Origin of the sequence: Labrenzia sp. THAF191a (genome assembly GCF_009363335.1) — a bacterium.
Classification (GTDB): Bacteria; Pseudomonadota; Alphaproteobacteria; order Rhizobiales; family Stappiaceae; genus Roseibium; species Roseibium algicola.
Window position 1 is genome coordinate 2,884,403 of the sequence record NZ_CP045333.1, and the last position, 21,918, is coordinate 2,906,320.

General features: G+C 59.2%; 23 protein-coding genes. 16 read left to right on the forward strand and 7 right to left on the reverse strand.

Annotation, left to right across the window (positions count from 1 at the left end):
* Nucleotide 1: 1 nt before the first annotated feature.
* Both hemF and FIV05_RS13145 read right to left on the reverse strand, forming a co-directional pair.
* Entirely contained in the window at nt 2-928 is a 927-nt protein-coding gene (gene hemF, locus FIV05_RS13140; RefSeq protein ID WP_152509858.1) for an oxygen-dependent coproporphyrinogen oxidase, read from the reverse strand.
* A 54-nt stretch (nt 929-982) separates the two neighbouring features.
* Complete coding sequence (locus tag FIV05_RS13145) at nt 983-1,465, reverse strand: tRNA (cytidine(34)-2'-O)-methyltransferase (RefSeq protein WP_055655933.1); 483 nt, start codon at nt 1,463-1,465, stop codon at nt 983-985.
* A 266-nt stretch (nt 1,466-1,731) separates the two neighbouring features.
* On the opposite strand from FIV05_RS13145, the gene FIV05_RS13150 reads away from it, so the two are divergent.
* The 14 genes from FIV05_RS13150 to FIV05_RS13215 all read left to right on the forward strand — a co-directional run bounded on the left by FIV05_RS13150 (nt 1,732) and on the right by FIV05_RS13215 (nt 16,711).
* Nucleotides 1,732-3,519 (forward strand): ABC transporter ATP-binding protein, encoded by a 1,788-nt coding sequence (locus FIV05_RS13150; protein WP_152511923.1) that lies wholly within the window; start codon nt 1,732-1,734, stop codon nt 3,517-3,519.
* 104 nt (nt 3,520-3,623) lie between these two features.
* The gene (locus FIV05_RS13155) at nt 3,624-4,022 is read left to right on the forward strand and encodes a DUF2177 family protein (protein ID WP_152509859.1); all 399 of its coding nucleotides are present in this window, start codon (nt 3,624-3,626) and stop codon (nt 4,020-4,022) included.
* Nucleotides 4,023-4,204: 182 nt separating this feature from the next.
* Complete coding sequence (locus tag FIV05_RS13160) at nt 4,205-5,524, forward strand: methyl-accepting chemotaxis protein (RefSeq protein ID WP_152505760.1); 1,320 nt, start codon at nt 4,205-4,207, stop codon at nt 5,522-5,524.
* 132 nt (nt 5,525-5,656) lie between these two features.
* Nucleotides 5,657-7,519 (forward strand): EAL domain-containing protein, encoded by a 1,863-nt coding sequence (locus tag FIV05_RS13165; RefSeq protein ID WP_152509860.1) that lies wholly within the window; start codon nt 5,657-5,659, stop codon nt 7,517-7,519.
* A 395-nt stretch (nt 7,520-7,914) separates the two neighbouring features.
* Nucleotides 7,915-8,343, forward strand: coding sequence for a hypothetical protein (locus FIV05_RS13170; protein ID WP_152509861.1), 429 nt, complete (start codon nt 7,915-7,917; stop codon nt 8,341-8,343).
* Between the two features lie 2 nt (nt 8,344-8,345).
* Complete coding sequence (locus tag FIV05_RS13175) at nt 8,346-10,184, forward strand: ABC transporter ATP-binding protein (RefSeq protein WP_062487611.1); 1,839 nt, start codon at nt 8,346-8,348, stop codon at nt 10,182-10,184.
* 306 nt (nt 10,185-10,490) lie between these two features.
* Nucleotides 10,491-11,051: a ubiquinol-cytochrome c reductase iron-sulfur subunit gene (petA, locus tag FIV05_RS13180; RefSeq protein ID WP_152509862.1), complete on the forward strand. Its 561-nt coding sequence runs from the start codon at nt 10,491-10,493 to the stop codon at nt 11,049-11,051.
* A gap of 25 nt (nt 11,052-11,076) precedes the next feature.
* Nucleotides 11,077-12,342, forward strand: a complete 1,266-nt coding sequence (locus tag FIV05_RS13185) for a cytochrome b/b6 (protein ID WP_152509863.1) — start codon at nt 11,077-11,079, stop codon at nt 12,340-12,342.
* Nucleotides 12,343-12,372: 30 nt separating this feature from the next.
* Complete coding sequence (locus FIV05_RS13190) at nt 12,373-13,257, forward strand: cytochrome c1 (RefSeq protein ID WP_152509864.1); 885 nt, start codon at nt 12,373-12,375, stop codon at nt 13,255-13,257.
* Nucleotides 13,258-13,328: 71 nt separating this feature from the next.
* On the forward strand, nt 13,329-13,820 hold the full coding sequence (locus tag FIV05_RS13195) for a heme-binding protein (protein WP_152509865.1): 492 nt from the start codon (nt 13,329-13,331) through the stop codon (nt 13,818-13,820).
* Nucleotides 13,821-13,881: 61 nt separating this feature from the next.
* Nucleotides 13,882-14,760 (forward strand): S-methyl-5'-thioadenosine phosphorylase, encoded by an 879-nt coding sequence (locus tag FIV05_RS13200; protein WP_055655925.1) that lies wholly within the window; start codon nt 13,882-13,884, stop codon nt 14,758-14,760.
* 135 nt (nt 14,761-14,895) lie between these two features.
* A complete protein-coding gene (locus tag FIV05_RS13205; RefSeq protein WP_152509866.1) occupies nt 14,896-15,444 on the forward strand; it encodes an adenine phosphoribosyltransferase in 549 nt (182 codons plus the stop codon).
* Nucleotides 15,445-15,451: 7 nt separating this feature from the next.
* Nucleotides 15,452-16,114: a 5,6-dimethylbenzimidazole synthase gene (gene bluB / locus FIV05_RS13210; protein ID WP_152509867.1), complete on the forward strand. Its 663-nt coding sequence runs from the start codon at nt 15,452-15,454 to the stop codon at nt 16,112-16,114.
* Nucleotides 16,115-16,201: 87 nt separating this feature from the next.
* Nucleotides 16,202-16,711, forward strand: coding sequence for a GNAT family N-acetyltransferase (locus FIV05_RS13215; RefSeq protein ID WP_208984227.1), 510 nt, complete (start codon nt 16,202-16,204; stop codon nt 16,709-16,711).
* A gap of 78 nt (nt 16,712-16,789) precedes the next feature.
* Here FIV05_RS13215 and FIV05_RS13220 read toward each other — a convergent pair whose 3' ends face one another.
* Entirely contained in the window at nt 16,790-17,686 is an 897-nt protein-coding gene (locus FIV05_RS13220) for an agmatinase (RefSeq protein ID WP_152509868.1), read from the reverse strand.
* Between the two features lie 348 nt (nt 17,687-18,034).
* Here FIV05_RS13220 and FIV05_RS13225 point away from each other — a divergent pair, with 348 nt between their 5' ends.
* Nucleotides 18,035-18,997: an acetylserotonin O-methyltransferase gene (locus tag FIV05_RS13225; protein WP_228932880.1), complete on the forward strand. Its 963-nt coding sequence runs from the start codon at nt 18,035-18,037 to the stop codon at nt 18,995-18,997.
* A gap of 124 nt (nt 18,998-19,121) precedes the next feature.
* Entirely contained in the window at nt 19,122-19,364 is a 243-nt protein-coding gene (locus FIV05_RS13230) for a hypothetical protein (protein ID WP_055655914.1), read from the forward strand.
* A 109-nt stretch (nt 19,365-19,473) separates the two neighbouring features.
* Here FIV05_RS13230 and FIV05_RS13235 read toward each other — a convergent pair whose 3' ends face one another.
* The 4 genes from FIV05_RS13235 to FIV05_RS13250 form a co-directional block, all read right to left on the reverse strand.
* Complete coding sequence (locus FIV05_RS13235) at nt 19,474-19,953, reverse strand: MaoC family dehydratase (protein ID WP_055655912.1); 480 nt, start codon at nt 19,951-19,953, stop codon at nt 19,474-19,476.
* Nucleotides 19,950-20,408 (reverse strand): MaoC family dehydratase, encoded by a 459-nt coding sequence (locus tag FIV05_RS13240; protein WP_152509869.1) that lies wholly within the window; start codon nt 20,406-20,408, stop codon nt 19,950-19,952. The genes FIV05_RS13235 and FIV05_RS13240 overlap by 4 nt, the downstream gene beginning before the upstream one ends.
* Before the next feature lie 72 nt (nt 20,409-20,480).
* Nucleotides 20,481-20,843, reverse strand: a complete 363-nt coding sequence (locus tag FIV05_RS13245; protein ID WP_022998109.1) for a hypothetical protein — start codon at nt 20,841-20,843, stop codon at nt 20,481-20,483.
* Between the two features lie 118 nt (nt 20,844-20,961).
* Nucleotides 20,962-21,861, reverse strand: a complete 900-nt coding sequence (locus FIV05_RS13250; RefSeq protein ID WP_152509870.1) for an NAD(P)-dependent oxidoreductase — start codon at nt 21,859-21,861, stop codon at nt 20,962-20,964.
* Nucleotides 21,862-21,918: the final 57 nt, after the last annotated feature.

Sequence of the window (21,918 nt, forward strand, 5' to 3'; positions counted from 1 at the left end):
GCTAGGGCCATTTTACAACGGGGGGCATGGACGAGAGGATCGAGGCAACGTTGCCGCCGGTCTTCAGTCCGAAAATCGTCCCGCGGTCGTAAAGCAGATTGTACTCCACGTAGCGGCCCCTGCGGACCAGCTGTTCCTCACGCTCCGTGTCGCTCCACGGCTTCTGGAAATTGCGGCGGACGAGTTCCGGATAGATGTTCAAGAAGGCCAGGCCGACATCCTTGGTGAAGGCAAAATCGTCTTCCCAGGTTCCGCTGTTGAGATAATCGTAGAAGATGCCGCCGATCCCGCGCGCTTCGTTGCGATGTTTCAGGAAGAAATAGTCGTCACACCAGGCCTTGTAGGCGTCATAGTCGGCAACATCATGTGCGTTGCAGGCAGCGCGCATGGCTTCGTGAAAGGCAACGGTATCGGGGTCGTCCTGCGTTCGCCGTGCGTCCAGCACCGGCGTCAGATCTGCGCCGCCACCGAACCACTGACGGGTGGTGACCACCATGCGGGTGTTCATGTGAACGGCGGGGACATGCGGGTTCTGCGGGTGAGCGATCAGGCTGATGCCGGAGGCCCAGAAGCGCGGATCCTCGTTGGCGCCGGGGATCTGACCGCGAAACTCGGGCGAGAATTCACCGTGTACGGTGGAAATATGGACGCCGACCTTCTCGAAAACGCGGCCATGCATCATGGACATGACACCGCCGCCGCCCTTTGCCCCGGTGCTGTCGGTGCGCTCCCAGGGCGTGCGTTCGAAGCGCCCGGCCGGCTGGTCGGCCAGCGGACCGGCGAGATCGCTGATCTCGTCCTCCAGGTCTTCAAAACCCTTGCAGATACGGTCTCGCAACTCCTTGAACCAGGCCGGTGCGGTTGCCTTCTTGTCCTCGATGCCGTCCGGGATGGGACCGCCGCGGTTTTCAGGTGTGGGTGCGTTCATGTGACTGCCTGGACTGGTTGAGGCCTGCCGGGCCGGCGGGCATGCAAGTGATTGCTATTTTTGAGTGTACCCTGGGCTTTTAGGAAATGTGCCTGATTGCCGCAAGGCTTCACCCAGCACCATGCCTGTTGAGACGGCGACGTTGAGCGAGCGCATGCCGTCGGCCATGGGGATCGTCAGCCGGGCATCGGCAAGCGTGTGCACGTCCTCCGGTACGCCCGAACTTTCCCGGCCCATCATCAATATGTCGTCTGGCTGAAACGCGAAATCCGCGTATGGCACTTCCGATTTTGTCGTCAGCAGGATCAGCCTGCGCTTGTTCGAACGTCGCCAGTCATCGAATGCGGCAAACGAGATGTGGCGAACCATCGCGGCCCTTTCCAGGTAATCCATGCCGGCCCGCTTGAGCGCGCTGTCGGAGATCGGAAATCCTGCAGGTTCGATCAAGTGCACAGTTACGCCCATGCAGGCAGCAAGACGCAGGATCGTGCCGGTATTTTGCGGGATGTCCGGTTGGTAAAGGGCAATGTCTGGCATGGGTATCCGCACTGGTTTCGGGAGACCGGCTCAATAGCAGCAGGCATAACATTTGTCACAGGAAGACCAGTTTCTATGCCCGGCAAAAGGCCGGGAGCTGCGGGTTTGGGGCAAATCGTTACATATTTTCATTGGGCCAATTTCGCGTCCGGCGCGTAGGATGACATGAAGAATCGCTCCAGCCTCCATGGAGACGCCACGTGTCCCCGCTCTTTCGCGCTTTTGAATCCTGGATAGATCCTTTCCGGGAGCCGTCCAAATCCGACATGCCCCATGACGGGTTTGCCTTCCTGATGTATTTCGTCACGCAGGTGCGCTGGCCGTTCATCGCCATGCTCGCCATCGGCGGGGCGACCGCCTTTGTTGAAGTGGCGATCTTCAATTTTCTTGGCCGCATCGTGGATCTTCTGGAAGAAGGCAATCGCGCGACATTCTTCTCCGATCATTTCTGGACACTCATGACCATGGCGTTCGTGGTGCTGGTCGTACGCACGCTCACCAATTCGCTGATGGCGCTGGTGGAAGAGCAGGCGATCGTGCCCGGGTTCTTCAATCTGGTGCGCTGGCAGTGCCATCAGCGGGTGATGAAGCAGAGCCTTTCCTATTTCCAGGACGATCTCGCCGGGCGCCTGTCGCAGAAGGTGATGCAGTCGGGCATGTCGGCTGGCGATTTCATGACCAACCTTTTGCAGGTGGTCTGGTTCATTGTCGTTTATGCCATCACGACGCTTGTGCTGGTCGCGGACCTGAACCTGTGGCTGGGCGCACTCGTGGCCATCTGGCTGCTTTGTTTCACCGCAACCGCCATCATTTTCGTGCCACGGGTTCGCGCAGCGGCAAAGGATTCGGCAAATGCCTACTCGGGCGTGACCGGACGTCTGGTGGATACCTACACCAATATCCAGTCGGTCAAGCTTTTCGGATCATCGGAAGAAGAAAGCCGGGGAGCGCGGGCCTCGGTTGAGACGATGATTGCCAAGATACGCGTCTTCACCAGGCTTTTGACCACAATTCGCATGATCATGACGCTGGTCAACGGAGTGATGATCGTTTCGATTGCGGGCCTGGCGCTGTCCATCTGGCAGGATGGCGGCATCAGCGCCGGTCATGTGGCCTTCACGCTCAGTCTGATCCTGCGACTGAACATCCTTTTGAACCGGCTGTTCAACCAGCTCAACGGCCTGTTCCGCCACTTCGGATCGCTGCAGGACAGCATGGAGACCATCGTCAAGCCAGTGACCCTGACAGACAAACCGGCGGCGCCGGAGCTGGAAGTGACTGAGGGGGGAGTGCGGTTCGATAAAATCCGGTTCCACTACGGCAAGGCGGGCGGTGTGATCGATCATCTCGACCTGACGATCCAGCCGGGTGAGCGCGTCGGTATCGTCGGCCCGTCGGGGGCGGGCAAAACCACGCTGACAAGCCTGCTGCTTCGGTTCTTCGACGTGGAGGCGGGGCGTGTTCTCATCGACGGACAGGACGTGCGCGATGTGAACCAGGAATCGCTGCGCCGGTCGATTGGCATGGTGACCCAGGATCCGTCCTTGCTGCATCGTTCGATCCGCGAGAACATCCTCTATGGCCGTACGTCGGCCAGTGAAGAAGAGTTGCTGGAGGCGACGCGCAAGGCCCACGCCTTCGGTTTCATTCAGAGGCTGGAAGACAGGCGCGGCCGCAAGGGGTTCGACGCCTTTGTCGGTGAGCGTGGTGTCAAACTGTCCGGCGGGCAGCGTCAGCGCATTGCAATCGCGCGTGTGCTCCTGAAAGACGCCCCGATCCTCGTTCTGGACGAAGCGACCTCGGCCCTCGATTCGGAAGTCGAGGCCGCCATTCAGGAGAACCTGCAAGGATTGATGACAGGCAAGACCGTGATCGCGATCGCACACCGCCTGTCGACCATCGCGGCCATGGACCGACTGATTGTCATGAACAGGGGGCGGATCGTTCAGCAGGGGACACACGAGACGCTCCTGGAAGATGCAGACGGCCTTTATGCGCAGCTCTGGCACCGCCAGTCCGGCGGATTTCTGGAACCGGAAAGCGAATTCGCCTGAGTTGAAGTTCGCCGCAGCAGCTCAGCTCAATTCCTGCTGATCCAGTGCCTTTGCCGAGGCGTAGAACCGACGAAACAAGGCAGTGCAAAACCAGGGGGCCAATCTTGAAATACGTCACGGCATACATCGCAACAGTGCTCGTTTTTCTTGCCGTGGACTACGTCTGGCTGACGCAGGTATCCACCCGGTTCTACCTTGATCGCATTGGCCACCTGATGATGGAAAAGCCCAACATCGCTGCCGCGAGTGTTTTCTATCTGGTGTATGTCGTCGGCATAGTGATCTTCGCGGTTGCCCCCGCGCTCAAGGCAGACAGCCTCACGACCGCCATTGTTTTTGGAGCGCTGTTCGGGTTTTTCACCTACGGCACTTACGACGTCACCAACTACGCAACGCTCAGGGAGTGGCCGGTTTCCGTTGTTCTCGTCGACGTTGCCTGGGGGACGGTCCTGTCCGCGGTTTCGGCTGGTGCGGGCATCACGATCACCCGGCTGATGTCCTGATCTGCTAGACGCGAAACGCAGCGCACAACAGTCTCGTCAAAAATATCAAGACTACGTAGTTCTCCGAGGACTGGCCGTTACTGAATTTTTACGTGCAGAGCGGTAGTGTTTCATCTTGCGATAACGGCGCTGATCAACAGCGGCCGTAAGCGGGGCTGAAAAATTACTGTCGGGGTTTCCACGTGACGCTTTCAATCAAGGGCCGGTTCGTCGCCATGGTTCTGACGGCTGCCGCCATCATGATGGCCGGTACCGCATTTGCTTTCTATACCTTCCGCCAGGCCTTCATGGAAAAGATCGGCACACCCGCCGGTGCGCAAGACTTTCTGACAGGCAATGTTGCCGGCAAGATCGACGGGCTTATCCTGGATCAGATGATCACCATCGGTTTGGTCGTGCTGCCGGTCGGTCTGGCCTTTCTGGCATTTGCCGTCATTCTGGCCGTGGGGCTCGCCCGGCCGATGAACCGGTTGCAGACTGGTCTCGACATGCTGTCCGAAGGCAATCTCGATATCCAGATCGACGGTGCCCATCGGAGCGACGAAATCGGAGCCATTGCAAGGTCCGTGACCGCTTTCCGGGCCAACCTCGCCGAACGGGCCAAAGAGCAGGCGAGGCAGGAACTTGCCCACCAGGAAGCCCTCAGCGAAGAGCGCAAGGCGCTGATGCAGGATGTCGCCGATGATTTCGAGAAGTCCGTCATCGGTGTGGTGTCTGCCTTGTCGACGGCAGCCAGAAGCGTTGAAGGCAATTCGGCGGATCTGAACAGGGCGGTGAACTCGTCCATGCAGGCCGTCCAGGAAGTACATCAGGCAACATCGGAAGCCAGCAGTTCCGTCGCTTTCGTGACGAGTTCGGCTGACCGGCTGTCCGGTTCGCTGAGCCGTGTGCGCGAGGACGTCGACCAGGCAACGGACATTGCCAGCACCGCGGTGGCGGAAGCCCGGAAAACCGACGAGATTGTCGGTCGGCTTGCGGAAACGGGCCGTGCCATCGGCGAAATCGTCGAGTTGATCAGCCAGATCGCGAGCCAGACCAATCTGCTCGCGCTCAATGCGACCATCGAGGCCGCAAGGGCTGGCGAAGCCGGGCGGGGATTTGCCGTCGTTGCGAATGAGGTGAAGGCCCTTGCCGAACAGACGACCAGGGCGACCGAAGACATCTCCGCGCAGGTGACAGCGGTGCAGGAAGTCGCGGAGCTTTCCGAAACCGCCATCCGTTCGATCGCGGAAACCATTGGCCGCGTCAGCGAGATTTCCGGAAAAATCCGCGAAGCGGTCGAGGAACAGACAACGGCCACCCACGAGATCAGCAGCAATGCACTGACGGCGCGGACCAGTTCCGATCAGGTGGCCGAAAACGTCGACACCTTGAGCGATGTTATGGAAACCAGCCGGACGGCTACCGATGAAATGAACGGTGCTGCTGCCGAACTGGGGCAATTGTCAAACAGCCTGCAAGAACAGGTTCGGCAATTTCTGCAAAGCGTGCGGGCTGCCTGAGAGGGCGCCGCGGAACGCTTTGTGTATTGGTATAAATGACAGTAACCCAATAAAATAACTTGCAGTTTAGAGATTGGTTCAGTTTTGCTCCCGTAGAGTAAGCGTAACGAATATCTTGGCTGAAGACGGAATATGGCAGAATTCTTAGCGAATGTGCCGGGTCAACATCTCCTGCTCGCATTGGGAGCCGCTCTGGTTCTCATGGCCGTATGCTATTTATGCGGCCGAAAGCAGCGGGACGGCTCGGCTCCTTCCAACGTTTCCAGATTTGGCAATGATGCCGCAATCCTTCAGCTTGTCGTGGAGCATGCCCATGAAGGACTGGTCATGCAGGACATCGACGGGCACATCGAATGGACGAACCCGGCCTATTCACGCATCACCGGTTTCAGCGCTGAGGAAATTCGCGGCCGGCGGCCTCAGGAATTCATCTTGCCGCCGGAAAACCAGCTCTCCCCGGACGAGATCGAAAACTTCCGCTACGACCTGACGAAGTTCCGGTCGGGAACCGAAGAGCTGATCCTCAACCGGCGCAAGAACGGCGAATTGTTCTGGAACCAGCTGACCTTTGCTGTCGTCGAGGGAAAGACGCTGGAAGAAACCAAGATCATTCTGATTTGCCGGGATGTAACCAGCCAGGTTGAGCATGTGAAGGAGCTGGAGAACGCGCGCATCCGTTTGAAACATCAGGCGGAGCATGACGACCTGACCGGCGTTGCCAACCGGGCCAAGCTGAATGCCTACCTGAAGGAGCGCGTTGCAGAAGGTACGGCCGGCAACGCTCAGATCGGGATCATTCATTTTGATCTGGACCACTTCAAGGACATCAACGACAGCCATGGACACGGAGCAGGCGATGCCGTGCTGCGCCATGTGGCCATGGTGATGAGCCGTGTGCTGGGCGACAAGGGGGTGGTCGCACGTATCGGCGGGGATGAATTCGTCGCGGTGGTCGCGGACCCGTCCGGACCAGGCGAAATGGAAGATCTGGGCAACCGGATCCTTGAGGGACTGGCCAAGCCGGTGAGAGTGGACCGTCACGAGTTGCGGGTTGCCGGCAGTGTCGGGCTAGTGCTGGCGAAAACGGCGACTGCGAGTGCGTCGGAGCTGATCAATTGTGCCGATATTGCTCTTTATGCCGCCAAACGTTCGGGCCGTAGCCAGATCTCCTGGTACACGGATGCGCTTGGAGCGGCACATCGCCACCGGCGCATGATCCAGGCACAGCTGGACGAGGATCTTGAAAACGGCGGTCTGTCTTTGATGATGATACCGCAGTACGACCTGGAGAGCCGGCGGATCATCGGATACGAAGTTACTGCCTGCTGGCTGCATCCTTCCGAAGGGCTCGTGGACCCGGTCAGCCTTCTGTCGACGCACGAAGATGCCAAGAGAATCGCCCAGATCGAGCGTTTCGCGCTGCTGGAGGGGCTTTCCCAGGTCAGGCGACTTCGAGAGCTCTCGAATACGGCGTTCTTCCTGTCGGTGAACCTGAGCGGAGCCAGCCTGAAGGAAAAGGGCTTTATTGAACAGCTTCATCAGGCTACCTGTGAGGCCGGTTTCAGGACCGACGACATCGTGGTCGAGCTGGACGAAAAAATCATCCGTTTCGACGAACCGGACGGCCTCGCCGGATCCGTCGACCTTCTGAGGGAAATCGGCTGCAGGGTTGCCCTGGACAAGTTCGGCGGCGGACATGGCGGCGCCGGTCAGCTTATCTATCTGAACGCGGATCAATTGAAGCTGTGCCCGATGCTCATCGCGGGGCTTGAGGACAGCAAGGAAAAACGGCAGCTGGTTCAGTCGGTCATCCGGCTTGCCGGCAATCTGGGGCTGAAGATTTCCGCGGCGGGTGTCGATACGACAAAGCAGGTCGATCTGCTCAAGCAATTCGGCTGCACGACGGTGCAGGGCAAGGTCATTGCAGATCCGTTGTCGCCGCATGAAGCGGAAATTCACATGCGCGAGTTCGAGCTGCTGGAGTATCAGTCCTAACCTCTCTGCCGCGGGGAGAGGTTTGGGGGTTCTGTGGCCGATGGGCAACAGATCGATATTTCGTGCTGCAATTTGACGCATTTTTGCTTTTCAAGTTCTCCGAAAGCAGGTACCAACATCCCCAGTCAACTCATGGTGGTTGGCTTTGTTTCCCCAGCAGCCGCCCGGCTGCGCAACCAGGAGGGCACTAAATGACAGATCGCTGCATGATCCACCCATATGCCGCTCTCCAGGCTTGCCCAGGTATCACTGTCCGCTTCCGCTAGGAAGCCACAGACCTTCTTCAAATTCCTGACTTTTGCGGTGACCGGCTGAAGCCGTTCCCATTGAGCTGCATGCGTTGCCGCGCATGTCTGCCGTCACCACGTTTACGATCCCATTTCGGAGATGATCCGATGTCATTCCATTTCACGCCGGACCTGTCCCCAGCGACAGGCCGTCCGGATATTGAAGTGTCTTTACCAGAAGAGCCACGACAGGCTTTTCCCCGCCGTGCGATGCGTGCCGCTGTCGCCGCCGGCGTCTTTCTGGGAACCACTTTTGCGATCGCCGTCGTGTTCTTCATTCCGGTCATCGTCTTCAATCTGAGCCCGATCGAGGCTCTGGAAATCGCCGGCCGTCATATTCCGGTGACGCAGTTCGCCGATGAACTCGGCGCGCTTTTCTGGGGCACCTTCATCGTGGCTCTCGCCTTTACAAGTTTCATCGCCAGTCTGCTGCTGTTCGCGACTGGCCGCATAATTCGCCCGCATAGAAAACCTGTGCGCACTGACGATGCCCTGGTGCATCTCAATGTGTTACGGTTGAGCGGGGCCGAGAGGTAATCATGTTCGAGCGTTTCGAAAAACTCGTGGACCCCTTCGAGAAGACTGTTCTCGAAGTGCCCCCGAAGGGCTTCTGGGCCTTCTGTTGGTACTACACCAAACCTGTCTGGCCGATCCTGGCCGGTGTGTCGCTACTCGGCACGCTGGTTGCGATCGTGGAAGTCTATATCTTCACGTTCCTGGGCGACCTGGTCACCTGGCTGGAAAAATCCGATCCGGATACATTCGTCAGTCAGAACTGGCGCACGCTCCTCTTCATGCTGGTGATCCTGCTGGTGCTGCGCCCGCTGCTGGAGGTTATCTGGCAGCTGCTGTTTCACCAGGGACTGATGGGCAACTATCCCATGTCCATCCGCTGGCGGGTGCATCGATACCTGCTGCGCCAGAGCGTGTCGTTCTATCAGAACGATTTCGCGGGCCGGATCGCAACGAAACTGATGCAGACGGCGCTTGGCGTGCGTGAAGTCGTCTCGCGCATGGCCGATATCATGGTCTATGTCGCGGTCTATTTCACCGCGGCCGTGATCGTGGTCGCGGGAGCCAATATCTGGCTCAGCCTGCCGTTCCTGGTGTGGATCTCTGCTTATCTGCTCACGATCCGCTTCTTCATTCCAAAGTTGCGGGACGTGTCGAAGGAGCAGGCCGATGCGCGCTCCCTGATGACCGGTCACGTGGTTGATGCCTATACCAACATCACCACGGTGAAGCTGTTCTCCCATGCTGAGCGCGAAGAAGCCTATGCGCGTACGTCGATGCTTGGCTTCCTGAAGACGGTCTTCCTGCAGATGCGGCTGGTGACGGGACTGAATATCGTCCTGGTGTTCATCAACATGCTGCTGCTGACCTCCATCGGTGGTCTTTCGATCATTCTGTGGCAGGCCGGCACTGTGACCATCGGCGAAGTCACCATTGCGGTTGCCTTCGTGCTGCGTCTTCAGGGGATGTCCCACTGGATCCTGTGGGAGCTTGCAGGATTGTTCGAGAACATCGGCACCGTGCAGGATGGCATCTCCACCATTTCGCGGGAACGCGAGGTGATGGACGTCAAGAACGCCAAGGCGCTCGAGGTCGGGCAGGGCGAGATCCGTTTCGATCGCATCCGGTTCCATTATGGCAAGGAAGCCGGCGTGATCGAGGACCTCAGCCTGACGATCCATCCGGGTGAGAAGATCGGTCTGATCGGCCGGTCGGGTGCAGGCAAGTCGACGCTGGTCAACCTGATCCTGCGCTTCTACGACCTGGAAGGCGGCCGGATCCTGATCGATGGCCAGGACATCGCCAATGTCCGTCAGGACGACATCCGGGCCGAGGTTGGCGTGGTGACGCAGGATACATCGCTGCTGCATCGGTCGATCTTCGACAACGTGGCCTATGGCCGTCCGGATGCGACGCGGGAAGAGGTGCTGGCAGCGCTTGAAAAAGCACATGCACTGTCCTTCGTCGACGAACTGGAGGACATGGAGGGCCGCAAGGGTCTCGATGCCCATGTCGGCGAACGGGGCGTCAAGCTGTCCGGTGGTCAGCGCCAGCGGGTGGCCATTGCCCGAACCCTGCTGAAGGATGCACCGATCCTGGCTCTCGACGAGGCGACATCCGCTCTCGACAGTGAAGTGGAGCTGGCCATTCAGGAGAGCCTGTTCGATCTGATGCAGGGCAAGACGGTGATTGCGATTGCCCACCGTCTGTCCACGATCGCGGCCATGGACCGGCTGATCGTGATGGACAAGGGTCGAATCATCGAGGAGGGGTCCCATCAGGAACTTCTGGAGCGAGGCGGACTTTACGCACAGCTCTGGGAGCACCAGTCGGGGGGCTTTCTGTCCTCGGTTCAGGCCGCCTAAATCCAAAGACCAATGGCAAGAGCGGGATTCAATCGGATTCCGCTCTTGCACTCATTCCCCAAAAAAGGGCAGAAAAGCGGCGCGGCGGTTGTTTTGCCTGCGACATATGCGTTTCGAGGCGTTTGTTGAACTGGACAAGCGTTTCGAAGGGTGCAAAAAGACAAGCCGCTTGGCCGGTGCGGAATAGCCCGTATCCGGCCCCCGATGAGCCCGGCATGGTTCCGTTCCCTTCTTGGGCAAAGAAGGGGTCCCGGACGTGATGCGGGCTTTCGGTACAGGTTGAACAGGTTTCGAGAGGACGCGACCTTGGCACATACGGATCAGGCGGAACCGACCCGCCGCGATTTCCTCTATATTGCGACCGGCGCCATGGGCGTCGTTGGCGCTGGCGCGCTGGCATGGCCGTTCATCGATCAGATGAACCCTGATGCCTCCGCATTGGCTCTGGCTTCCATCGAGGTGGATATCTCTGCCGTGGAAGAGGGGCAGTCGATTACAGTCAAATGGCGCGGTAAGCCGGTATTCATCCGCAACCGTACCGAAACGGAAGTGGAAGAAGCCAAGGCTGTTCCCCTGACTGATCTTCCCGACCCGCTTGCACGAAATTCTAACCTGCCGGCGGACGCGGAAGCGTCTGACGCCAACCGTGGCGTCGAAGGCAACGAGAAATGGCTCGTCCAGGTTGGTATCTGTACCCACCTCGGCTGTGTGCCGATCGGCAGCTCCGGCGACTTCGGCGGCTGGTTCTGCCCGTGCCATGGGTCTCACTACGACACCGCCGGCCGTATCCGTAAGGGCCCGGCTCCCGAGAATTTGCTGATTCCGCCGCTCGAGTTCGTCAGCGACTCGACGATCAAGATCGGCTAACGGCATAGATTTTTAGGAGACAGCCATGGCTGGACATTCAAACTATGTACCGCAGAGCGCTCCGGCAAAGTGGCTGGAAAGCCGCCTGCCGGTCATCTCGCTCGTTCGCGGCTCTTTTGTTGATTTCCCGACGCCGAAGAACCTGAACTACTGGTGGACCTTCGGTGGCATCCTGTTCTTCGTGCTGATCTCGCAGATCATCACCGGAATCGTGCTGGCGATGCACTACACGCCAAGCACCACTGCAGCCTTCAACAGCGTCGAGCACATCATGCGCGACGTGAACTTCGGCTGGATGCTGCGTTACCTGCATGCAAACGGCGCGTCGATGTTCTTCATCGCCGTGTACATCCACATCTTCCGTGGTCTTTATTACGGTTCCTACAAGGCACCGCGCGAGATCTCCTGGATCCTCGGCGTGATCATCTTCCTGATCATGATGGGCACCGCCTTCATGGGTTACGTGCTGCCGTGGGGCCAGATGTCCTTCTGGGGCGCAACGGTTATCACCAACCTGTTCTCGGCCATTCCGCTGGTCGGCGAAGAAATCCGCACCTGGCTGTGGGGTGGTTTTGCGGTCGACAACCCGACCCTGAACCGCTTCTTCTCGCTGCACTACCTGCTGCCGTTCATGATCTTCGGTGTCGTTATCCTGCACGTGTGGGCGTTCCACACCACGGGTAACAACAACCCGTCGGGCGTTCAGCCGAAGACCAAGCAGGACACGGTTCCGTTCCACCCGTACTACACGATCAAGGATCTGTTCGCGATCATCGTGTTCATGATCCTGTTCGCATGGTTCGTCTTCTACGTGCCGAACTACATGGGTCACCCGGACAACTACATCGAAGCAAACCCGCTCGTGACCCCGGCGCACATCGTTCCGGAATGGTACTTCCTGCCGTTCTACGCGATCCTGCGCGCTGTCCCGGACAAGCTCGGTGGTGTTGTTGCCATGTTCGGTGCCATCGCGATCCTGTTCGTCCTGCCCTGGCTGGACACGTCCAAGGTTCGCTCCGGCACCTACCGCCCGCTGTTCAAGCAGTTCTTCTGGATCTTCGCTGCCAACGCCGTTGCGCTTGGCTACCTCGGCGCCATGCCGGCCGAAGGCACCTATGTTCTGCTCGCCCGGGTCTGCACCGTCTACTACTTCGCCCACTTCCTGATCATCCTGCCGATGCTCGGGTTCCTGGAAAAGCCGCGGCCATTGCCGGCCTCGATTTCCGAAGCGGTTCTGAAGGGCGGAGCCGGCAAACCGGCTGGTGCGACTTCAGCACCGGAAACGAAGTAACGCGGCCCGGATCAGGAGTTAATTGAGACAATGAGCACCATGATCAAAATGGTTCGTTCCTTCGCTGCGGTGGCGGCTGTCGCCATCGCGACCCCGGTCTTTGCAGCAGGCAACGCTCCGCACATCGAGCGGCAGCAGTGGTCCTTCTCGGGTCCGTTCGGTTTCTACGACCGTGGCCAGCTGCAACGCGGCTTCAGGGTTTACCGGGAAGTCTGCGCTTCCTGTCACGGCCTGAAGCAGGTTGCCTTCCGCAACCTTGCCGAATTCGGCGGCCCAAGCTTCACCGAAGATCAGGCAAAGCAGATCGCATCCGAGTACACTGTCGTTGACGGTCCGAACGACGACGGCGACATGTATGAGCGTCCGGGTATCCTGGCGGACAAGTTCCCGTCTCCGTTCCCGAACGAGCAGGCTGCACGCGCCTCCAACGGCGGCGCTTACCCGCCGGACTTCTCGCTGCTGGCAAAGGCCCGTGCGGCGCACCGCGGTTTCCCGTGGTTCGTCTTCGACGCCTTCACCCAGTATCAGGAGCAGGGGCCGGATTACATCTACGCGCTTCTCACCAGCTATCCGGAAGAAAACCCGGCATGTCTGGGTGAGGACTTCACCGGCAACTTCAACCCGGCATTCCTGGGTGGTTCCGTTACCGCTGAAGCTTGTGCGCACGAGCATCTGACAGGTGGTCCGATCGGCATGGCCGCACCGCTGTCCGACGAGCTGGTCGAATACACCGACGGCACTCCCATGACTGTCGACCAGTATGCGCGTGACGTTTCCGCATTCATGATGTGGGCCGCCGAGCCGCATCTGGAAGAGCGCAAGAAGATCGGCTTCCGGGTCATGATCTTCCTGATCGTCTTCGCCGGTATGCTCTACTTCACGAAGAAGAAACTGTGGCGCAACGTTGAGCATTGATTGATTGCCGCCTAAGTGCATGATGAAAGCCGCCGGACCTTCCGGCGGCTTTTTCTTTGAGGGGTAATGCAATGCGCCGCGCATTGATGTTTCTGGCAATTGTCCTGCTTCCTGTCCCCGCAAATTCGCAATCGGCCGCAACCCACATGGTCGAGGTTCTGGACATGCATCTAGCCATGCGCGCCGCACTGCGCGCGGTCGAGGTCTGCAACGAGGCCGGTTTTCAGGCTGGAGCTTCCGTGGTGGACCGTTTCGGCGTCGAGCAGGTGACACTGCGCAGCAACATGGGCGGTGCGCATGTTGCCGAAACCGCCCGTCGCAAGGCCTGGACCGCCGCTTCTTTCAATCTGCCCAGTTCGGAACTTGGTTCGCTCGCCGGACCGGGCGAAGAGACCAGTCTTGCAGCTATTCCCGGAGCGTTGCCTCTGGCTGGGGGGCTGCCCATCGTCTCGGCCACCGGAATGCTTCTCGGAGCGATTGGCGTTGCCGGGGGTGGTGGCGGTGAGAACGAGGCGAAATGCGCCAAGGCCGGGCTTGACGCCATCGCGGATCAATTGAAATAAACCATCGCTGATGCGGGCCTGTGTCCCGCAGGAATTGATTTTGAACCTGTTTGGAGTGGTTATGGCAGACGCAGTATTGGGCATTATCGGCGGGTCTGGAATCTACGACCTTCCGGGTCTGGAAAACTCCGAATGGATCGCCGTCAACAGCCCGTGGGGCACGCCGTCCGATGAAGTGCGCATCGGCACCATTGACGGTCTCAAGGTGGTTTTCCTGCCTCGCCATGGGCGCGGACACGTCTATTCGCCGACAACCATCAACTACCGCGCCAACATCGACGTGATGAAGCGCTGCGGTGTCACCGATCTTCTGTCTGTCTCTGCCTGCGGATCGCTCAAGGAAGAACATGCTCCGGGCACCTTCGTATTGGTGGACCAGTTCATCGACCGGACGTTTGCGCGGGAGAAGAGTTTCTTCGGTACCGGCTGTGTCGCGCATGTGTCCATGGCGACCCCGGTCAGCCCGAAGCTGGTTGATGCAGTGGCGGCAGCCGCGCAAGCGGAAGGCCTCGCCTATGCCAAGGGCGGCACCTATCTGGCCATGGAAGGCCCGCAGTTCTCTTCTCTTGCGGAAAGCCAGCTCTACCGGTCCTGGGGCTGCGACGTCATCGGCATGACCAACATGCCGGAAGCAAAGCTTGCCCGCGAGGCCGAGATTTCCTACGCCACCATCGCGATGGTCACCGACTATGACAGCTGGCACCCGGACCACGGCGAAGTCGATATTCAGGCCATCATCAAGGTTCTTCACGAGAACGCGGAAAATGCCCAGAGGCTTGTTGCCCGTGTCGCAAGGGATCTGCCGCGCGAACATCAGTCCTGCCCGGCCGGGTCGGATACTGCGCTGGAGTTTGCCATGATGACCGCACCGGACAAGCGCGACCCGGCGCTGGTGGCGAAGCTCGACGCTGTCGCTGGACGGATCCTGAACCGGACCTAATCGGATTGCCGGCCGAAAGAGCTGCCGGCATAACCCCTTGAGACAAAGCGAAATTGCTTCGACCGGCAGGTCAAACTTGCTATAACCACCGGCCGGGGCAGATGCCTGGAACTATTTTAACAGAGAGATATCCCGATGACCGCACAGACCATTCAGGATGAACTTGTCAGTGCTATCCGCACGATCAAGGACTATCCGAAAGAGGGCATCCTGTTCCGGGATATCACGACACTGCTCGGCGATGCCCGTGCGTTCCGCCGGGCGGTCGATGCCCTGGTACAGCCCTGGGCCGGCTCCAAGGTCGATCAGATTGCGGGCATCGAGGCGCGCGGTTTCATTCTCGGGGGCGCGGTGGCGCACCAGGTGTCCGCGGGCTTTGTGCCGATCAGGAAGAAGGGCAAGCTCCCGCACGAAACCGTCCGGATCGCCTATTCCCTGGAATATGGCCTGGATGAGATGGAAATGCACAAGGATGCGATCAAGCCGGGTGACCGCGTCATCCTGGTTGACGACCTGATTGCTACCGGAGGCACGGCAGAGGCTGCCTGCAAACTGTTGCGGTCCATGGGGGCCAACATCGAGTCGGCGTGCTTTATCGTCGATCTACCAGATCTCGGCGGGCGCAAGAAACTGGAAGCGATGAACGTTCCAGTGCGCACCCTCGTGGAATTTCCGGGTCACTAGGTCTGTCATGGCGGGAGGAGCCGAGGGCAGGGACGCGATACCGGACTTTTCAGAGAAATTTCAGAAGGATTTCGAGACCCTTCTGAAATGGCGACGGGACGTGCGCCGTTTCAAACAGGAGCCGTTGCCGGAAGGTGCTCTCGACCATCTTCTGCAACTGGCGGACCTCGCGCCCTCTGTCGGCAACAGTCAGCCCTGGCGAATTGTTGTCGTCGACAGTGCTGAGGCGCGCGGACGGATCATCGCGAGCTTCGAAGCCGAAAATGAAGAAGCCGCCAGGACCTACAGTGACGACAAGGCGCTTGCGTATCGCCAGCTCAAGCTGGCGGGGCTGAAGGAAGCCCCCGTGCATCTGGCGATTTTCTGCGACGACGACCCGGAACAGGGCCACGGACTGGGCCGGCTGACCATGCCGGAGACGCTGGCCTATTCCACGGTCAGCATGATCCATACATTCTGGCTGGCGGCTCGTGCCGAAGGTGTCGGGGTTGGCTGGGTGTCGATCCTTGATCCGGACGCGGTGACAGAGGCACTGCAGGTTGACGCCGGTTGGCGCCTCGTGGCTTATCTATGCGTCGGTTATCCGGAAGAAGAGCATGTCGATCCGGAGCTGGAGCGAGCGCGTTGGCAGGCGCGCACGCCTCTGGCATCCCGCGTCATTCACCGATAGGGCATCCTGCGGCCAGACGACCGCAGAAAGGATGCTCGCAAATTATGGAAGCGATCGGCAGATGGCTGTTCAATTGGCGACGATTGAATGGCGGCTGATCTGGAGGCAGGGCAGACCATGAGCGTGATCATCCGACGGATCAACGATGAAGACAAGGAAGCTGTGTTCCAGCTTCTGGCGGACCGATGGGCAGGGCCCGAAATGCTATTGGACGGCGAGATCGTCGATGCGTCGAGCCTGCCGGGGTATGTTGCCTACGCAGGCAATGATCTTGTGGGGCTCGTCACGCTGATCAAGCGGGAAAGCGAATGGGAAATCCTCACGCTGGACTCGCTCAGCCGCTGGGGTGGCACCGGAACACTGCTGCTGAACGCGGTGGTCGATGAAGCAAAGGCGTCCGGCATCAACCGGTTGACCGTCCGCACATCCAACGACAACCTCGACGCCTTCCGCTTCTATCAACGGCGCGGTTTCCGTCTGGAGCGGATCGCGCAAGGTGTCATCGACGCCGAGCGCGAAAAGAAGCCGGAAATCCCGCTGCGTGGCGACTACGGTATCGAAATCCGCGACGAAGTCCTGTTTGCCCGCAGCCTTTGAGGGGCTAGCGACATTCCCTTTCCTTTCCACCTTTTCAGCATCAGTCTTGCCAGCCCGAACACTCGTCCGTGCTTCCTGTTATTGCCGGACGATCGAGCCGACAGCGTTGACCAAAAGTCTTGAGGCGGTCAGCGCAGTGAGGCCGTCGATATCGTTCGGCGGGTAGAATTCGACCAGGTCAAACCCAACAATCCTTGCGCGCCTGCCCAGGCCCGCAATCAGATCGATCACCTGCGTGTAGGTGAGGCCGCCGGGCGTGCGCGCGGCCACGCCGGGCATGATGGCCGGGTCGAGGCCGTCACAGTCCAGCGTGACGACGCAGCGCGCACCTTGTGGAATATGCTTCAACGCGGCCGAGATACCTTCTGCGTGGACCTCGCGCGCTGTGACAAAGCGGCTGCCGTAGGTTTGTGCAGCCTCGATTTCGTTTTTGCCGGCACTGCCGACGGCACGCAGGCCAACTTGAACGAGGCCTGCAACATGCGACATCTCGCTGATGCGGCGCATCGGGCTGGAGTAGCCGTAGCGCTCGCCGTCGACCTCGTCGCGCCAGTCGATATGGGCATCTATCTGCAGTACCCATAGGGGCCCCTGATCAGCGAAGGCGGCAAGGAAGGGGATCGGTAGGGAATCATCACCGCCAAGCAGGATCGGAACGGCTGGCAGTGCCAGGATCGAGCGTGTTTGTGCCTCGATCCGTGCCCGGTTGCCTGCGTTGTCATGCAGCCGGGTGTCGATATTGCCGATGTCGATGCAGCATACCGGGTGACCTTCGAAAAGCGGTCCGCCGAGATCGAAGTCCCAGTGGCCGACGAGACCGGCATCTTCCTGACTGGCTGCGCGAATGGCATCGGCTGCCCCGGTGTACCCGCTGCTGTCCTTGCCCGGGTAAGTGCTGCCATGTTCGGCACCGAAGATCACAGCACGCGGTGTCCGGTTCTCCGGAAGCTGTGCGGGAAAGTCGAGAAAAGGCACTCGGTCGGTCCTGTTCGGTTTCTTGCGGGCGGTATGCTGCAGAAAGGTAAATTGCCAGGCGTTTGAGAACGCTTTCGATGCCTTACAGCATCGGCCTCAGCTTAATCGAAGACCGGGTTCTGCCAAAGTTCAAGGACAAAAACCGGCTCCCGCGCCAGCTCTCGCCGGATGGGGAGCGGAATTTGCATTGCGGCGCACAATAGTTATACTTGCTCATTCCCAAGTTCATTTTTCCTGAACGGAAAAATTCCGCACATTTGTGCTCAGAATTCCTGAGGAGGATAATTTATGCCCGTCGCCAGGTCCTTGGAAACGGCTGAGGAAATTTCAGATATTGCTTTCGGATTTATGGGCTCAAAGGCTCTTTTTTCTGCACTTCATGTAGATTTGTTTTCACTGCTTTCCGAAAAGACCTTGACGCCGCAGCAAGTTGCTGAAGAAAGCGAGCTTGATCTTGATCGCGCCACAACACTGTTGACCGCGCTTACGAGCCTCGGGCTGGTGCGCCGGGAGGGAGCAGGCTTCACCAATTCGCCCGCAGCGGAGGCGTTTCTGGTGAAAGGACGGAAGTATGATTTCGGCGACTATCTGCGGTTTCAGATCGACAAGCAGATGTACCCCTTCATGACACAGCTCAACGACGCCCTGACGGATAGTCTTGAGGACGACCAGGTTGCTTCCTACGAGACCTGGTTCAGCGACCCGGAGGAAGCACGGCTTTATTCCCGGTCCCAGCATGCAGGCTCGCTTGGGCCCGGGCGAGGACTTGCCAAGCTTGTGGATCTGTCCGCTGCCAAGCAGTTGCTGGACGTTGGCGGTGGTACCGGGGCCTTCTCGATTTCGCTTTGCAAGGCGTATCCGGGACTGCGATCAACCGTTCTGGATTTTCCGAATGTCGCCAAGGTGGGTGAAGAGTTCATTGCCGAAGAAGGCCTGCAGGACCGCATCCGCTATGCGCCGGGCAATGCCCTGAAGGACACATGGCCGGACAGCGCGGACGCAGTGCTGATGTCCTATCTCTTCTCCGGTGTCCCGGGCACGGCCATTCCCGGGCTTGTGCGCAAGGCGTTCGAGGTTCTGACACCGGGCGGCGACTTCATGGTGCATGACTTCATGGTCGACGAAAACCGCGACGGGCCGAAGCTGGCCGCGCTCTGGCAGCTTCAGCACACCGCCTTCAACCCTGAAGCCCGTTCGATCACGAGTTCCTACGTTGCCGGCCTGATGGAAGCGGCCGGCTTCACGGATATCGCGGTTGAAGTGATGATCCCGGGAATGACGATGCTGGTGCACGGCCGCAAGCCGGAATAGCATCACGCGGCAAACTGCGGCAAACTGCGGCAAATGGGCATGATGTCCGTTTGCCGCAGTGCCTGGAACAGGCAAACGGATTAGGGACAAAGTCTACGTGTTTTCCCTAAGATCCGGAGAAGAGATGTCTGCTTCATCTGCCCCCAAGGAAGTCCTGGTGCTACGGCTGCTTCTGGCCGTGCCCGTCTTGAACCTGTTTCTCAAGGAAGCGCTTTATGGCGCGGAAGATGCCAAATACTGGTTCATCGCCAATCTCGCGATGATCTGGGCGGTGTCGATCTATGCTTTCGGATACCCGGCGATCATCCTGCCGGCGCTGACCATGGTGCCGATGGCCTTCTTGTGGATCCTGGACGTCTGCCGCTGAGGCACAGCTCGCATGCGAGTCACGGCAAGACAGGATTACCGCAAAGCGTGCTGCCGTCTTGAGGACGCAGCACGCTTTTGCGCTTTAACAGGGCCGGCTGATTGTCCGGTTAGCGCTTGCGACGTTCGACGAAGACCGTGCCCTTGAAGGAGAACACCAGCGTGCCGTCCTGATTGAAGGCCTGCATGTCGGAATGAACCAGACCCCAGTCCGGACGGGTCCGGCTTTCGGTCTTGCCGGTGACGACACGCCGGTAGCGCAGGGTGTCACCAACAAAGACCGGCCTGATCCACTTGAGATCCTCGAACCCGGGCGAGGGGCCGATATTGGCTGGTGTTTGCCCTGCTGCCAGCGCTTCTTCCTGAAGAGCCTTATGCCTTGCGACCCAAAGCTTCATGAACACCGCTGCGGTGTGCCAACCGGAAGCGCACAGGCGACCGAAATGGGTCTGCGCGGCGGCCTCCTCGCTGAGGTGAAAGGCCTGCGGATCGTATTTTTCCGCAAAACGCACGATGTCTTCCCGGGTGAAGGTGTGTTCCCCGAGGTCAAGCGTGTCACCCACTTCAATGTCTTCGAAAAAGGCACTCACCGGGCGATCTCCCGTCTCGCGAACAGGTTCGGATTTTCCCAGACGAGCACTTCAATACCCTTCTGGTTCTTGGCCGTCACGCGAATGTTGACGAGCCCAAGGTCCGGTTTCGACCGCAAGTCTCTCGTGTCGAGTATTTCGACCTGGGCCGTTAGGCAGTCACCTGGATGAACGGGACGCTTCCACTGCAGCTTGGTGATACCCGGTGAGCCACGGCCGCTTGTCCTGGTCAGGAGATTTTCGGCAAGCAGGCGCATCACCATCGAACCTGTATGCCAGCCGGAGGCGGCGAGCCCGCCCAGGATGGATGCTGTGCCGGCCTCTTCGTCGAGGTGGAAAGGCTGCGGATCGAACTCGGCAGCGAAATCGATGATTTCGTCCCTGCTGACGGTGAGGGAGCCCAGCTCGAAGACCTGACCAGGTTGGAAGTCTTCAAAATAAAGGAGATCGGTCATGAATTCCGGTGGTGTTGGCACTCCGCGGAAACGCGATGCTCCGCGTTCCCGCCTTGAGATTGGAAGAAAAGATCAGTCGTAATAGATCTCGTTATCATCCATGTAGACGTTGCTGGCTTCGCAGATATCGATGTCGATCGGATCGTCGAGAACTTCGGTATCGTCGTCGGCCAGCCAGCCGACCTGGAAGGTCTGCGCACAGTTGCCGGTGTCGGCGGCGAACTCGGCTTTCGCGCTTTCACCCGGCGAAAGCGGTCCGGACAGCCAGTTGTCCGACCAGCCGTCGCCGTCGTTGGTGTAGAAGCCGACGACAACGTTGTCTTCGGTGTTGTTGTAGATCTGGAAGTACCCTTGCGAGCCGGTTCCCTGTGCGACGGCTGCAGTCGCAGACGCCAGGAGGGCAAGGCCGAGAGTGGCAGATTTCAGTAGCTTCATGGCACGTTTCCCAGGTGGGCAGACTTGCTGCCCGACAGTGTTGCGTTCAGAAGCTAGTCCCAGCCGTATCGGAAGTAAAACTAAATCCGCCAGCCTTCGTTCCTGCCTGGATCGCCGGTTATACGGTCACGTATTTGCGCCAGTTGTGCTCTTCCTGGAAGCCCAGAACCTCGCGGATCTTGCGGTTCGAAAACAGGGCCTCATGCTCGCCGAGTTCCCGGCTCAGCGGCACGTCGGGGAAGAAGCGCTTGAGGATTTCCGCATTCGGAATATCGACGGAATTCGTGTCGTTGCCGGCGTTGAAGACCTGGTAGCCGAGCCCGTCCTTTTCGAGGCAGCGGTCGACGATCTGACCGAGGTCGCGGGCGTCGATATAGCAGAAGATGTTTCTGCGGCGCTGTGAAGGATTGGCAAAGAAATCCGGGAACCGGTCGTATTCGTGCGGCTCGATGACATTGCCGATCCGCAGCGCATAGATATCGAAGCCGGACCGGCGCTGGAAGGCGCGGGCGGTCTGTTCGTTGACCACCTTGGAAAGCCCGTAACTGTCCATCGGGTCGACGTCATAATCCTCTTCCACGGGCAGCACCTTCGGGTCGACCACGCCATCGGCGAAACAGACGCCGTAGGTGGTTTCCGAAGAGGCGATCACGATCTTGCGAATGCCGAGCTTCACGGCGGCTTCAATGACGTTGTATGTGCCGATCGTATTGACTTCGAAGGTTCTGTTGTCCGGATGAATGAGAATGCGCGGCACGGCCGCGAAATGGACCACTGCGTCGAAAGTTGGCACCCCGTTGCCCGGTTCCAGTTCATCGAAATTGGCGTAGCTGGTCATGACGTTGAACATTTCACCCGATGAGGTGATGTCGGCAATGAGGTTGTCGACACCGGGATGATCGAGCGGTTTCAGGTCGACATTGACGACGCGATGTCCCTGCGCCAGCAGGTAGGGAATGACGTGCCGTCCGGCCTTGCCGGAACCGCCGGTGAACAGAATGCGTTTCTGGGTGGTCATGGTTCAACTCCCCTGTTTTTGAGTTGCGTACATCATGGCCATTCCGACGCCGGAGGC